Source organism: Canicola haemoglobinophilus, from assembly GCF_002015075.1.
In the GTDB taxonomy this organism is placed as follows: domain Bacteria; phylum Pseudomonadota; class Gammaproteobacteria; order Enterobacterales; family Pasteurellaceae; genus Canicola; species Canicola haemoglobinophilus.
This window is the reverse complement of record NZ_MUXZ01000008.1, coordinates 205061-218922: the sequence shown is the minus strand read 5'-3', so window position 1 is coordinate 218922 and position 13862 is coordinate 205061. Positions and strand designations below refer to the sequence as shown.

General features: G+C 38.3%; 13 protein-coding genes. 6 read left to right on the top strand and 7 right to left on the bottom strand.

The window, feature by feature from the left end:
* The first annotated feature begins 114 nt into the window (after window positions 1–114).
* The 3 genes from B0186_RS03910 to B0186_RS03900 all read left to right on the top strand — a co-directional run bounded on the left by B0186_RS03910 (window position 115) and on the right by B0186_RS03900 (window position 3788).
* On the top strand, window positions 115–1233 hold the full coding sequence (locus B0186_RS03910) for a sugar diacid recognition domain-containing protein (RefSeq protein WP_172459653.1): 1119 nt from the start codon (window positions 115–117) through the stop codon (window positions 1231–1233).
* 128 nt (window positions 1234–1361) lie between these two features.
* The gene (locus tag B0186_RS03905) at window positions 1362–2621 is read left to right on the top strand and encodes a GntP family permease (protein ID WP_078218082.1); all 1260 of its coding nucleotides are present in this window, start codon (window positions 1362–1364) and stop codon (window positions 2619–2621) included.
* A gap of 24 nt (window positions 2622–2645) precedes the next feature.
* Window positions 2646–3788 carry a glycerate kinase gene (locus tag B0186_RS03900; protein WP_078218081.1) on the top strand — a complete coding sequence of 381 codons (1143 nt, stop codon included), beginning with the start codon at window positions 2646–2648 and terminating at the stop codon, window positions 3786–3788.
* Window positions 3789–3876: 88 nt separating this feature from the next.
* Here the strand turns inward: B0186_RS03900 and B0186_RS03895 are convergent, their stop codons facing one another.
* From B0186_RS03895 to gmhB, 5 genes are all read right to left on the bottom strand, one after another.
* A complete protein-coding gene (locus B0186_RS03895; protein ID WP_078218080.1) occupies window positions 3877–4671 on the bottom strand; it encodes an SEL1-like repeat protein in 795 nt (264 codons plus the stop codon).
* 108 nt (window positions 4672–4779) lie between these two features.
* The gene (locus B0186_RS03890) at window positions 4780–5688 is read right to left on the bottom strand and encodes a hypothetical protein (RefSeq protein WP_078218079.1); all 909 of its coding nucleotides are present in this window, start codon (window positions 5686–5688) and stop codon (window positions 4780–4782) included.
* An 89-nt stretch (window positions 5689–5777) separates the two neighbouring features.
* Entirely contained in the window at window positions 5778–6734 is a 957-nt protein-coding gene (locus B0186_RS03885) for an SEL1-like repeat protein (protein ID WP_078218078.1), read from the bottom strand.
* A 32-nt stretch (window positions 6735–6766) separates the two neighbouring features.
* Complete coding sequence (locus B0186_RS03880) at window positions 6767–7123, bottom strand: hypothetical protein (RefSeq protein ID WP_078218077.1); 357 nt, start codon at window positions 7121–7123, stop codon at window positions 6767–6769.
* A gap of 165 nt (window positions 7124–7288) precedes the next feature.
* Entirely contained in the window at window positions 7289–7843 is a 555-nt protein-coding gene (gene gmhB, locus B0186_RS03875) for a D-glycero-beta-D-manno-heptose 1,7-bisphosphate 7-phosphatase (protein WP_078218076.1), read from the bottom strand.
* A gap of 152 nt (window positions 7844–7995) precedes the next feature.
* On the opposite strand from gmhB, the gene metN reads away from it, so the two are divergent.
* From metN to B0186_RS03860, 3 genes are read left to right on the top strand one after another with little or no spacing between them, the layout of a single operon-like run.
* Window positions 7996–9033, top strand: a complete 1038-nt coding sequence (metN, locus tag B0186_RS03870) for a methionine ABC transporter ATP-binding protein MetN (protein ID WP_078218075.1) — start codon at window positions 7996–7998, stop codon at window positions 9031–9033.
* Window positions 9023–9712: a methionine ABC transporter permease gene (locus tag B0186_RS03865; protein WP_078218074.1), complete on the top strand. Its 690-nt coding sequence runs from the start codon at window positions 9023–9025 to the stop codon at window positions 9710–9712. The genes metN and B0186_RS03865 overlap by 11 nt, the downstream gene beginning before the upstream one ends.
* 35 nt (window positions 9713–9747) lie before the next feature.
* Window positions 9748–10578, top strand: coding sequence for a MetQ/NlpA family lipoprotein (locus tag B0186_RS03860; protein WP_078218073.1), 831 nt, complete (start codon window positions 9748–9750; stop codon window positions 10576–10578).
* A gap of 76 nt (window positions 10579–10654) precedes the next feature.
* Here the strand turns inward: B0186_RS03860 and B0186_RS03855 are convergent, their stop codons facing one another.
* The gene (locus B0186_RS03855) at window positions 10655–11878 is read right to left on the bottom strand and encodes an MFS transporter (RefSeq protein ID WP_078218072.1); all 1224 of its coding nucleotides are present in this window, start codon (window positions 11876–11878) and stop codon (window positions 10655–10657) included.
* A 141-nt stretch (window positions 11879–12019) separates the two neighbouring features.
* Entirely contained in the window at window positions 12020–13852 is a 1833-nt protein-coding gene (gene glmS / locus B0186_RS03850; protein WP_078218071.1) for a glutamine--fructose-6-phosphate transaminase (isomerizing), read from the bottom strand.
* Window positions 13853–13862: the final 10 nt, after the last annotated feature.

The window sequence follows — 13862 nt, the reverse complement described above, 5'->3', positions numbered from 1 at the left end:
ACTTTTTGCAAAAAAATTTTCGCATGCCGAAATTTTATACTTTTTATGTTTTCTAAAGGAATGTCTATCCTATTATAATTGCAATCAATCTAGCCAACCTCAGCACTATTGAATATGAAATTAAATCTCTCTTTAGCTCAAAACATTGTACAACGTACAAATCGTATTTTGCATAAGCCGATCAACGTAATGAATGAAAACGGCATAATCATTGCTTCAACTAATCCAAACCGCCTACAACAAAAACATACAGGCGCAGTGTTGGCTATTCGCCGTAATCAACCTATTGAAATCAATCAGGAATTAGCTGAGCAATGGCAGTTCGAGGTGCAACCAGGGATTAATCTTCCAATAAGCTATTTAGGAGAGATTTTAGGTGTTGTGGGTATTTCTGGGGATCCAGAAACAGTTCGATCCTATGGCGAACTGGTTAAGATGACTGCGGAGCTGATGATTGAACAACATTTTTTACTTGAAAAAGAACGTTGGGACAAACGATATAAAGAGGAATTTATTCTAAGTTTATTAAAGGGCAAACTTGATGAAATAGAAATTGAACAACAAAGTGCCTTTTTCAGCTTGGCGCTAGAGCCTAAAAGTGCGGTCGTTATTATCCAAATTTTGCAACCTACTGCCGAAAAATTACAGCAGCTTGTTGGCTATTTAGAACAATCAGCCAAATATCCCCACTTCGCAATATTGTCTCATAACAAAATCGCATTGATACAACCTAGTAACGAGCTACAAAATTTACTCAAGTCAAAAGAGTTACCGAAATTATTTCCATCTCATCTCCTACCTTCAGGGTTAAAGGCAATAAAAATCGCAATTGGCGCTGAGGTTGAAACCTATAAAGATATTTCTCTTTCATTTCAGACCGCACTTAGCACTCTAAATTATGGGCAAACCTATTTTCCGAAAAAATCAGTCTATTCTTTTAATCAATATAAGTTACCTGCATTATTGGATAACTTACGCAACTCTTGGCAAAGCAAAGAATTACTTAAACCTCTTGATACTTTATATCAACAAGATGAAAACCGGCTTTTAGAAAAGACATTGCAACAATATTTTTTAGCAAATTGTGATCTTGCCCTCACTTCTCAACAACTTTTTATTCATATCAACACATTGAGGTATCGCTTAAATAAGATCGAGAAGATAACAAGCTTATCTTTCAATAAGATAGATGAAAAATTCATACTTTACCTTAGTACATTACTTAACCATTAGATTGTACAAAAACACAAAAAGAATTTTGTTAACCTGATATTTTTTGTATTAACAAACAAAGATTTTTTGACCTCATACATTTAATAATACGCAACATTCATTTTTTATTGATACATGAGGAAAAAACTATGACAACTGTCACTGCTCTTGGGGCAATTGTTGCCCTGTTTACTGCAATTATTTTGATTTTGAAAAAAGTCCCACCTGCTTACGGCATGATTATTGGTGCACTCGTGGGTGGTTTAGTTGGCGGAGCCGATCTAAGTCAAACTGTCGCATTGATGATTGGTGGCGCTCAAGGCATTACCACTGCTGTAATGCGAATTTTAGCTGCGGGCGTACTCGCTGGAGTGCTTATTGAATCTGGTGCGGCAAATACAATTGCTGAAACTATCGTCAAAAAATTAGGCGAATCCAGAGCCTTATTAGCACTTATTCTCGCTACCATGTTATTAACAGCGGTGGGCGTATTTATTGATGTTGCTGTAATTACAGTGGCACCAATCGCTTTAGCACTCGCGAAACGTAGTAACCTTTCTAAAATGGCAATTTTGTTAGCAATGATTGGTGGCGGTAAAGCAGGCAATATTATGTCGCCAAATCCAAATGCCATCGCTGCATCTGATGCTTTCAATATTCCCCTCACTTCTGTGATGGCTGCAGGCATTATCCCTGCGATTTTTGGTTTAATCCTCACTTATTTCCTCGCTAAACATTTGATCAATAAAGGCTCAAAAGTTAGCGAAAAAGAAGTGGTTGAAATTACGGGTGAATTACCAAAATTCTTACCAGCAATTATTGCACCGCTCTTTACTATTGTTTTACTCGCACTTCGCCCACTATTCGGTATCAAAATTGATCCACTTATCGCCCTACCTCTTGGTGGTATTGTTGGTGCAATTTGCATGGGTAAAGCACGCAACTTAAATCAATACGCTATTGTTGGTTTAGGAAAAATGGCACCAGTGGCAGTAATGTTATTGGGAACAGGAACATTGGCTGGCGTTATTGCTAATTCAGGCTTGAAAAATCTCTTAATTGAAGGATTAACCGCTTCTGGATTACCTTCTTATTTATTAGCACCAATTTCAGGGGCATTAATGTCACTTGCTACAGCTTCTACCACAGCAGGCACAGCAGTTGCATCTCAAGTATTCGGCTCTACTTTAATTGAGCTAGGCGTGAGTGGAATTGCTGGTGCTGCAATGATCCATGCTGGTGCAACAGTCTTCGATCACATGCCTCATGGTTCCTTCTTCCATGCCACTGGTGGTAGTGTCTATATGGATATTAAAGAGCGTTTAAAATTAATCCCTTATGAAACCGCAGTGGGCTTAATTATGACGATTGTTTCAACGCTGATTTTTGGTGTATTGCAATTATTTTAAGCAATATTGAATAGGAGAAGTAACATGAAAATCGTCATTGCCCCAGATTCTTTTAAAGAAAGTTTAACCGCACTTGAAGTGGCGCAAGCTATCGAAAATGGCTTCAAAAAAGTCTATCCCAATGCAGATTATGTAAAAGTACCTATGGCTGACGGCGGTGAGGGAACTGTGCAATCCCTTGCTGACGCATTGCAAGGCAAGCTGATTTCCGTGGAAGTCACAGCGCCTTTAGGCAATAAAACACAGGCTGAATTTGCCTTATCTGGTGATGGAAAAACTGCCATTATTGAAATGGCTTCAGCATCTGGCTTGCATTTAGTGCCAATGGAAAAACGTAACCCTTATTACACCACCAGCTATGGTACAGGCGAATTGATTAAAGCCGCATTAGATCTTGGCGTAAATCAAATTATCCTTGGCATCGGCGGTAGTGCGACTAACGATGGCGGTGTTGGTATGTTGCAAGCGCTTGGTATTTCTTTCAAAGATGCGCAAGGAAAAGAAATTGGCTTCGGCGGCTTAGCCTTACAACAAATCGATCATATTGATGCCGCAAATTTAGATGCACGCTTAGCCCAAGTTCAATTTAATGTGGCTTGCGATGTCAATAATCCTTTATGTGGAGAAAAAGGCGCTTCCGCTACCTTTGCCCCACAAAAAGGCGCAACGCCAGAAATGGTACAACAGCTAGATCAATCTCTCTTACATTTTAGTCAAATAGTAGAAAGAGATTGTGGCAAACAAATTGCCAATCAGGCTGGTTCCGGTGCGGCTGGCGGTATGGGCGGTGGCTTGTTGCTCTTGCCAAAAGTCCAACTGAAATCAGGCGTACAAATTGTGATTGATACGGTCAATTTAGCCGAGATTATCAAAGATGCGGATTTAGTGATTACTGGCGAGGGCAGAATGGATTCGCAAACCATTCATGGTAAAACCCCGATTGGTGTCGCTAAAACCGCTAAACAGGCGAACAAACCTGTGATTGCCATTACAGGTTGCTTGCGAGAAGACTATGATGTGGTTTACGAACATGGCATTGATGCCGTCTTCCCAATTATTCGTCAATTAGGCGACTTGCCCGAGATTTTGGCACAAGGCAGAAAAAATCTAGAATCTACCGCACAAAACGTAGCGAGAATGTACCAACTGGCACAGCAAAATCGCTAAAACGAACAAAGCCCCTTTTACTTTTAATTGGGGCTTTGTTTATCGTTAAAAAGTGCGGTGAGATTTTTGTAAGTTTTATTAAGCAAATTTACCAGCCGAGTACCTTACAAGCCTGCTGCTCGCCATTTTTACAAGCTAGTCTGTAATAGATCACAGCTCTTTCTTTATTTTGACTGTCAACTTTACCCACATCATAAAAATAGGCTATGCGATATTGTGAATAAGACTTACCTTGATCAGCTGCTTTGAGATAAAAATCAAAAGCTCGGTAAGCATCTACGTTTGTACCTAAGCCAAATTCATACATAATGCCTAATTGTTCTTGGATACTCGCATCTTTAGGTTGTAGTTGGTGGGCTTTGATAAAATTCTCAAAGGCTTTTTCAACGTTTTGCTCTGTGCCTATACCATGAAAATAAAAAGCACCGAGAATGTTGTAATATCCCCCTTTCTCTGCAGCTTTCTTAAGCCAATAGAAAGCTTGTTTATCATCTTTTGCTACCCATTCGCCTTTATAATAAGCAAATGCCACTGTGCTTTGTGCATCTGTTTTTCCTAACTTTGCACTTTTTAGATACCACTTAAAGGCTTCCTTTTCATCTTTTTCCACTCCCTGACCTAACTCATACATCACACCTAATCGATAAAGAGCAATCGGCTGGTTTTGCTCAGCAGCTTTTTTATACCAATACAAGGCTTTGACGTAATCTTTTTCTACTTGTTCTTTTTTTCTCCCGAAATAATAAGCAGTGCCCAACGTCGTTTGTGCGATTGCATCGCCTTGTTCGGCTTTTTCAGTGAGTTGAGGAATTGTCAGAAATACCAAATTTTCCGCCAAGGCAAGGGGGATAACTAAACTTAAAAATAACAAAAACTTTTTCATTGTTCATCCTTAATATAAAAGAGCGGTCAATTTTTCACAGATTTTTGCCATTTGCAAATGTTTGCGAAGAATTGACCGCTTGTTTCAATAATAACTTTACCAGTAACACTATCTAATAAGGTTGGAAAACTTAGTTCCCGATGATTTATAAGGATTAATCCATTTTTCTATTTCTTGTAGAGATAAATGAGTTTTAGCAAATTCAATTAATCTTTTACCTACTTTTTCATTTACTTGAATATGTGTAGCATTATTTTCATTGAATTGAATAAAACGCAGTAAAATGGCTTTCATCTGCTCGGTGAGATATTTTTCTTTAGCTTCTTTATCTACCTTTTCTTGCTCTGTTGCTTGTTGCACAGCTTCTTTTCTATCCGCTAAATTTTGCCAAATGTGGATTAATTGTTGTAAATAGAGCGGTTTAAAATCCTTATCGCTGAGTGACGCAATGTGATAAAGTTCTGCCATCTCTTGATTTAGACTGTCTAACCGCATTTCATAATCATATAATCGCACTTCGCCATATTGGGCTTCATTTTGGGCAATTTCGCCTTCAAATTGCTCAATTTCGTGCTGTTTTAGAACAATAAGTTGATAAATAGAACAATCGGAAAGCTGAGAATATAAAAAATCTATGCGATTAAACCTTTCTTCTCGCTCCTGTTGGGTGAGTTCCCTGCCCTTTCTTGCCCATTTATAAGCCCACTTTTTCGCCTCATCTTGTTGTAATAATGCGGTTACACTCGCAAACTTCTGCTCCAAATTTGGTAAAGACGCATCTATTTTCTGCTTTAAATTCGCTAAAGCAGTGTCTATTTCCTTCTTTAACGATGCCTGCTGTTTGTTGAGTTCATCTAAGTTTTTTTGTGCATTTTCACTCTCTTTGATAAAAGATTGATAAGTAAATATTGCCGAAATAACGGGCACTGCCGCCCCTGCCGTGATTAACACCCCAAGCAGGGCAAACACCCAAAGGCTAATGTCCCATAAGCGTGTGACTTCATAGCTTTTTATCAAAAAACTTATCGAAAAAGACAAAAGGGCAAGCCCCAATAGCACGGACAAAGCATAAATAAGATAGCAACAATTTTTATTTATTATCACTGTTATCTCTCACTATTCAATTTACGATAGTAATCACATCCAATCTGCATACCATTATCACAAGCTAATCCATAGTAATATTTCGCTTTCGTTTTATCTTGTCTTACACCGCTTCCATACTCATACAGTGCCCCTAAAAGAGCTTGAGCATATGCATCTCCCTGCTCTGCCGCTTTTTGATACCATTTGAAAGCTTGATGATAATCTTGTTTAATACCTTCTCCTTTGGCATACATCAATCCTAAATGAGATTGAGCATCTGCATATCCCTGCTCTGCGGCTTTTTGATACCATTTGAAAGCTTGATGATAATCTTGTTTAACGCCATATCCATTGTAATACATCACCCCCAAATTATTTTGAGCCTTTGCATCTCCCTGCTCTGCGGCTTTTTGATACCATTTCACCGCTTGATGATAATCTTGTTTAACGCCTTGTCCGTTTTCATACATCACCCCCAAATTATTTTGAGCCCATGCAAGTCCTTGCTCTGCGGCTTTTTGATACCATTTCACCGCTTGATGATAATCTTGTTTAACGCCTTGTCCTTTGTGATACCTCACCCCCAAATTATATTGAGCAAATGGATATCCCTGCTCTGCGGCTTTTTGAGACCATTTCACCGCTTGATGATAATCTTGTTTAACGCCTTCTCCTCCGAAATACATCTCCCCCAAATTAAGTTGAGCCTCTGCAACTCCCTGCTCTGCGGCCTTTTCAAACCATTTAAAGGCTTGCTGATAATCTTGTTTAACTCCGTCTCCATAGAAATAAAACTCCGCCAAGAGTGTTTGAAATATCGCATTCCCCGCCTCTGCCTCCAATTTAACACTATCAAAGTGATCTTTAAATTCTCCATTACCTTGCTGAAATTGCTGTTCAGCACTGTTGGCATAAACCAAAGTTGAAGTAGAGGCGGCAAGTAGAGCGGTGGCGAGTAATGTTTTGAATTTTTTCATTTTTTATACCTTATTAAGATTGAACAAAAGTGTTATTGAATCGCTAAAATTTCACGTAGATTTTCTTCGATGGTGAGATATTGAGCTAAGTCTTCTCGACCATCTAAAATAGCTTGAATATCTCCCATTAATGAATAAATAGATTCCAATTTCTCAAAATCCTGAGGCAATGATGTCAAAATTTTACGGCGAACCTCTTTTAATAATTCTTTATCTAAAGAACGCAATTGAGATAACTGCGGATGCAATTTTTCAGCCCAAATCTCTTTGATCTTGCCCATTCGTTCGAGTATATAGTCATTGTTCATAGCAAACTCCGAAATAAAATATTGTTTAGCAGGATGATGTTGGCTTTGCTGTAAAGGAAAGCCAACAATGAGTATACTCATTGGAAATTTCTAAGCTTTTGAGGTGGATAAAAGGATAAAGATAAGAAAAATGTCAAAAATAAAGAGAGGGGCTGGATTGGCTTTATATGAAGATATTTAAGGTTGTTGCAAAATTTACCCCTACTTAAGAGGGGCTTTATTCATTCTAGGTTAAAGAAAGTGCGGTCAGATTTTTATACCTTTTATCAACTCAGGTAAATCCGCAATGCTGTCTAATACGTAATCAGCAAGTGCCAATCCGTCTTCGGTAATTTCTTTGCCTGTTCTAACTAAAATATTGGTTTTTACGCCCGCACTTTTTCCAGCTAAAAGGTCTTCTTTTTTATCGCCCACCATAAAAGACAAATTAGGATCAATGTTTAGCTCTTTGATTGCTTGCAGCAACATACCAGCTTTAGGTTTGCGGCAGTCGCAATCTTGTTTATATTCGCCGATGCCGTTGATATGATGCGGGCAATAATAAATACCGTCTAAATCCACGCCTCGATCCGCTAATGACCAATCCATCCATTCGGTGAGTTGTAAAAATTGATCTTCGGAAAAATAGCCACGTGCGATGCCAGATTGATTAGTGACTAAAATTAGCAAATAGCCCATTTTTTTTAATGCTTGCAGGGCTTCTATACTTCCTTCTATAAATTGGAAATTATCAATTTCATACACATAGCCATGATCAATATTTAATGTGCCATCTCGATCTAAAAAAATTGCTTTATTCATAAAATAAACCTCTATAAAGACAAAGTTTCCTTATTATAGCCTCAATAAATAAGAGATCCCCATAAAAATCTACTGAATAAATGTTGACATAGCAATCTAGACGTCTAAAATACCAAATACTTTTAATTTTAACTCAATAGAAAAGGGCTTATATGATTAAGCTAAAAAATATAAGTAAAGTGTTTAGCGTTTCAGGCAAAAATCTGACCGCACTTGATAATGTCAGCCTCGAAGTGCCACAAGGACAGATTTGTGGCGTAATTGGTGCCTCTGGCGCAGGTAAGAGTACACTTATTCGTTGCATCAATTTATTAGAGCGCCCAACTTCAGGCGCTGTTATTGTCGATAATGTAGATTTAACCCAACTTTCAGACAATGAATTAATTCATGCTCGCCGCCATATTGGCATGATTTTCCAGCACTTTAATTTATTAAGCTCTAGAACAGTTTTTGATAATGTTGCATTGCCATTAGAATTAGAAAAAGCAGATAAAAATAAAATTAAGCAAAAAGTTGATGAGCTTTTGAATTTAGTGGGCTTAAGCGATAAAAAAGATGCTTATCCAGCGAATTTATCTGGTGGGCAAAAACAGCGTGTTGCTATTGCTCGTGCGCTCGCGAATGATCCGAAAGTGTTACTTTGTGATGAAGCAACCAGTGCATTAGACCCAGCAACAACGCAATCAATCTTAAAATTATTAAAAGAAATCAACCGCACTTTAGGTATTACCATTTTGCTGATTACACACGAAATGGATGTGGTGAAACGTATTTGCGATCAGGTGGCGGTTATTGATAAAGGTCAATTGATTGAGCAAGGTTCGGTAAGCGATATTTTCTCTAATCCGAAAACGCCTCTTGCGCAAGAATTTATTCATTCGACTTTCCATATTAGCTTGCCAGAGGAATATATGGAGAATTTATCAGCGACGCCAAAACATGCTAAATCTTATCCAATTATTAAATTTGAATTTACTGGTCGTTCTGTTGATGCACCATTATTATCTCAAGCCTCCAAGCACTTTGGTGTTGACCTCAGCATTTTAAGCTCACAAATAGATTATGCTGGCGGAGTCAAATTCGGCTTTGTTATTGCAGAAGTAGAAGGTGAAGAAGATGCCATAACACAAACTAAAATTTATTTAATGGAAAACAATGTCCGCGTGGAGGTATTAGGCTATGTTGGATAATCTACTGATTGCATTTCATCAGCAATTAACACCTGAAATGTGGAGCAAAATTGCTATTTCCACTTGGGAAACGGTTTACATGACTATTGCCTCTACTTTTATTGCTGTGGTTGTTGGTCTACCAATTGGCTGTGCTACTTTTTTAACTGGCAAAAAACAAATCCTAGAAAATAGCAAGGCAAACAAAATTTTCAATGTCATTATTAATATTGGACGTTCTATTCCTTATATTATTTTGTTATTGATCTTAATTCCTGTAACGAGCTATATCGTTGGCTCATCATTGGGAACTAATGCGGCAATTGTTTCTTTAAGTGTGGCGGCTATTCCATTTTTTGCCCGCTTAACTAGCAACGCACTATTTGAAATTCCGACTGGCTTAACTGAAACTGCAAAAGCATTAGGTGCAACGAATTGGCAAATTATTACTAAATTCTATTTACCAGAGGCACTTCCGTCACTCATTAATGGGATTACATTAACCTTTGTCACCTTAATCGGCTACACTGCAATGGCAGGAACCCAAGGTGGTGGCGGTTTAGGAAGTTTAGCTATTAACTACGGTGTACATCGTGGCATGGGATTCATCACTTGGATTTCAACCATTATCATCGTGTTATTTGTCATTATTAGCCAAAAACTAGGTGATGATTTAGCTAAAAAAGTGGATCATCGCTAATTTATTTCAAACACAACAACTTAAGAGGAAATCTTATGAAATTAAACAAACTTTTCACTACTCTTGCTATCGCTTCAACTGTTGCTTTAACAGCTTGTAAAGATGATAAAAAAGCAGAAACCACAGCTACTCAAGATAAACCAGCAAAAATCAAAGTTGGCGTAATGGCGGGGCCTGAGCATCAAGTTGCAGAAAAAGCTGCGCAAATTGCGAAAGAAAAATACAACTTAGAAGTTGAATTTGTTACTTTCAATGATTACGCATTACCTAATACTGCGGTATCAAAAGGCGATTTAGATATTAACGCAATGCAACATAAACCTTATTTAGATAAAGATACACAATCTAAAAACATCACAAATTTAGAAATTGTTGGTAATACATTTGTTTATCCACTTGCTGGTTATTCTAAAAAAATTAAGAACATCAATGAATTAAAAGATGGCGATGCAGTTGCAGTACCAAATGATCCAAGTAACCTTGCTCGTGCCTTAATCTTATTGGAAAAACAAGGCTTAATTAAATTAAAAGACAACACTAACTTGTTCTCTACTTCATTAGATATTATCGAAAATCCTAAAAACTTAGAGATCAAAGAAGTAGATACATCTGTTGCCGCTCGTGCCTTAGATGATGTGGCTTTAGCTGTTGTTAACAATACTTATGCTGGTCAAGTTGGCTTAAATAGTGCAGAACACGGCATCTTTGCAGAAGATAAAGATTCTCCTTATGTGAACATTATTGTTGCTCGTAAAGATAATAAAGACAGTGCAGAAGTACAAAACTTTGTAAAAGCATACCAAACAGAAGAAGTTTACCAAGAAGCATACAAACACTTTAAAGACGGTGTTGCAAAAGGCTGGTAATTTTTAACAAATAAAATATAAAACAAATCCCCAAACCTACTTTAAGGTTTGGGGATTTTCTTTTATCTAATCATAATTATTCTAATGCTTTGCCTTTTAACTCTGGGATAAGGAAAATAGTTGCGACCATATCAATCACATAAATTAAGGCTAAAAATGCAATCGCAAGTGAGAAAGAGTACGCTGAAACGACCGCACCCACAACTACAGGTCCAAATCCACCTACAGCACGTCCGATATTAAAGAGTACATTTTGTGCAGTTGCACGAGCTGCAGTTGGATAAGCCTCTGCCATTAACGCGCCATATCCACCCATCATACCATTGACAAACATACCCAAGAATGCGCCAGCAATTAACATAGCGGTTGGGTCTGTGAGTTGAGAATAAAGGGTAATGCTAACAACTGCACCAGCTTGGAATAATAAGAAACTTGGTTTGCGTCCAAATCGATCCGCTAGATAGCCAAACACCCAAATGCCGAGCATCATGCCACATACGGTTACCGCAGTCCAAAGCCCAGATTTTGTTAAGCTAAAACCTAATTGCTTAGATAAAAAATTTGGCATCCAAATCATAATGCCGTAATAACCAAAATTCTGTACTGATGTGAGAACCACAATACCAGCACTGATTTTTGTTGTGGCTTTATCTTTGACTAGCAAACGGAAAGCCTCTAGTTTTGTAGGCTTGTTATCTTCCTCTTGAAGTGCGGTCTGTTTTTGCACAAAAACATCTGGTTCATGTAGTCTTGCGCGTAAAAACCAAGCAACAAATGCGGGGAAAATACCTAGGATAAACATGCCTCGCCAACCAATATGTGGTAGTAATAATGGCGTTAATAAAGCCGCACCTAATACGCCTACTTGCCAACCTAGCGCAACATAAGAGGCAGCTTTTGCGCGATGGCGTGCAGGCCAAGCCTCAGTAGCAAGCGCCATACCGATACCGAACTCACCACCAAGTCCAATACCAGCAATAGTGCGATAAATTAATAGATCCCAATACCCTTGAGCGAATGCACATAACCCCGTGAATACGGCAAAGAGAACGATTGTCCAAGTTAATACTCTCACTCGTCCATAACGATCACTTAATGCACCAAAAATAATGCCACCAGCAACCGCACCGATTAATGTCCAAGTTACCAAAGACCCTGATTGCGCTGGTGTTAAAGCAAGATCTGCTGAAATCGCAGTAAGCATGAAACCAAGAATAAGAAGATCAAATCCGTCCATTGCATAACCAACAGCGGAACCAACTAAGGCTTTCCAGCCATAACTATTTACTTTGTCTGTCATAAGATGTCCTTTTGCTACTCACGGGTAGCTTTTAAAGTATTTAAGGAAGGGATGATTAAAAAATCGCAGCTAGTTTAGAGCGTTTTAATAAATTTGGCAAACAAAAAGTGCGGTAAATTCTACCGCACTTTTTGCATATTCCTATTCAACTGTAACCGCTTTTGCCAAATTACGAGGTTGATCCACATCAGTGCCTTTAATTAAGGCGATGTGATAGGACAATAATTGTAGAGGTACCGTATAAAAAATAGGTGCAGTAACTTCATCGATTTTTGGTAATACAACAGTTTTAAAGCCATCACTATTACTAAAACCCGCTTCATGATCTGCAAAAATATATAACTGACCACCACGAGCACGAACTTCTTCAATATTAGATTTCACTTTTTCTAATAAATCATTTTCTGGAGCCACAACAATAACTGGCATGTCGCTATCAATTAAGGCTAGCGGACCATGCTTTAATTCACCAGCCGCATAAGCCTCTGCATGAATATAAGAAATTTCCTTCAATTTTAATGCAGATTCCATCGCTATGGGATAATACTCACCACGCCCTAAAAATAAAGTATGGTGTTTTTCGGCAAAATCTTCTGATAATTTCTCGATTTGCTTATCAAATACCAAAGCACTCTCAATTTGTGCTGGTAAACGTTGTAATGCCTGAATAATGTTACGTTCTTGTTCTGCATTGATTGAACCTTTAATTCGACCAAGTGCCACATTTAACAAAAGTAAACAAGTTAATTGTGTAGTAAATGCTTTTGTCGAAGCCACACCAATTTCAACGCCTGCTCTTGTCATAAAAGCAAAATCAGACTCTCTTACCAGAGAAGAACTTGCTACATTGCAGATAGTCATTGCTGACATATAGCCCGATTGTTTTGCTAAACGTAATGCGGCTAATGTATCAGCGGTTTCGCCAGATTGAGAAAGGGTAATAAGCAAGCTATTTGGTCTCGTTACAGATTTACGATAACGAAACTCAGAGGCAATTTCTACATCACAACTTACACCAGCAATAGACTCAAACCAATAACGAGCTACCATACCTGCGTTATAAGAGGTTCCACAAGCAACAATTTGGATATGTTCTACTTGTTGTAAAATTTTCTCCGCATTGGGTGCTATCGCTTCAATATTGACTTGCCCATTAACAATACGCCCTTCTAAGGTATTCATGATTGCCACTGGCTGCTCAAAAATTTCTTTTTGCATATAGTGACGGTAATGACCTTTATCAGCAGCATCGGCTTCGAAATTACCTTCATGAACTACTCGTTCTACTTGCTGACCATTAAGATCAAAAATATCTACGCTATGACGTGTGATTTCAGCAACATCGCCTTCTTCAAGATAAATAAAACGGCGTGTAACATTTAATAGCGCCAGCGGATCTGAAGCCAAGAAATTTTCACCAATACCTAAGCCAATAACTAATGGGCTACCAGAACGGGCAACAATTAAATGTTCTGGCTCATCTTGGTTCATTACCACTGTGCCATAGGCTCCACGCAATTGAACAATTGCCTTTTGCACAGCTTCTAATAAAGTCGCGGCATTACGCAATTCCCATTCAACCAAATGCGCAATAACTTCTGTATCTGTTTGCGATTGAAAAATATAGCCTCTCTGCTGCAAAATTTCTCGTAACTCTTGGTAATTCTCAATAATACCATTATGTACAACCGCAATTTTTCCTGAGCAATGAGGGTGAGCATTGATTTCCGAAGGTTCTCCATGAGTTGCCCAACGAGTATGTGCAATGCCTGTTCCGCCAAATAATGGCTGCTTTTCCATTGCCTCATCTAACGCTTGAACTTTCCCAACTCTACGCACAATTTGTAGATGATTTTGCTCATTTAATATTGCCACACCAGCTGAATCATAGCCGCGATACTCTAAACGATGTAATCCATCAACTAAAATTTCTGCTACATCACGTTGTGCCACTGCACCAACAATTCCACACATAGTTTTTCCT

Bases quoted from the DNA above. Each gene is read 5' to 3' on its own strand.
- gmhB (WP_078218076.1), bottom strand. From the start codon at position 7,843: ATGAATAAAGCAATTTTTTTAGATCGAGATGGCACATTAAATATTGAT.
- B0186_RS03900 (WP_078218081.1), top strand. From the start codon at position 2,646: ATGAAAATCGTCATTGCCCCAGATTCTTTTAAAGAAAGTTTAACCGCA.
- B0186_RS03855 (WP_078218072.1), bottom strand. From the start codon at position 11,878: ATGACAGACAAAGTAAATAGTTATGGCTGGAAAGCCTTAGTTGGTTCC.
- B0186_RS03905 (WP_078218082.1), top strand. From the start codon at position 1,362: ATGACAACTGTCACTGCTCTTGGGGCAATTGTTGCCCTGTTTACTGCA.
- B0186_RS03865 (WP_078218074.1), top strand. From the start codon at position 9,023: ATGTTGGATAATCTACTGATTGCATTTCATCAGCAATTAACACCTGAA.
- glmS (WP_078218071.1), bottom strand. From the start codon at position 13,852: ATGTGTGGAATTGTTGGTGCAGTGGCACAACGTGATGTAGCAGAAATT.
- B0186_RS03910 (WP_172459653.1), top strand. From the start codon at position 115: ATGAAATTAAATCTCTCTTTAGCTCAAAACATTGTACAACGTACAAAT.
- B0186_RS03885 (WP_078218078.1), bottom strand. From the start codon at position 6,734: ATGAAAAAATTCAAAACATTACTCGCCACCGCTCTACTTGCCGCCTCT.
- B0186_RS03880 (WP_078218077.1), bottom strand. From the start codon at position 7,123: ATGAGTATACTCATTGTTGGCTTTCCTTTACAGCAAAGCCAACATCAT.
- B0186_RS03860 (WP_078218073.1), top strand. From the start codon at position 9,748: ATGAAATTAAACAAACTTTTCACTACTCTTGCTATCGCTTCAACTGTT.
- B0186_RS03895 (WP_078218080.1), bottom strand. From the start codon at position 4,671: ATGAAAAAGTTTTTGTTATTTTTAAGTTTAGTTATCCCCCTTGCCTTG.
- metN (WP_078218075.1), top strand. From the start codon at position 7,996: ATGATTAAGCTAAAAAATATAAGTAAAGTGTTTAGCGTTTCAGGCAAA.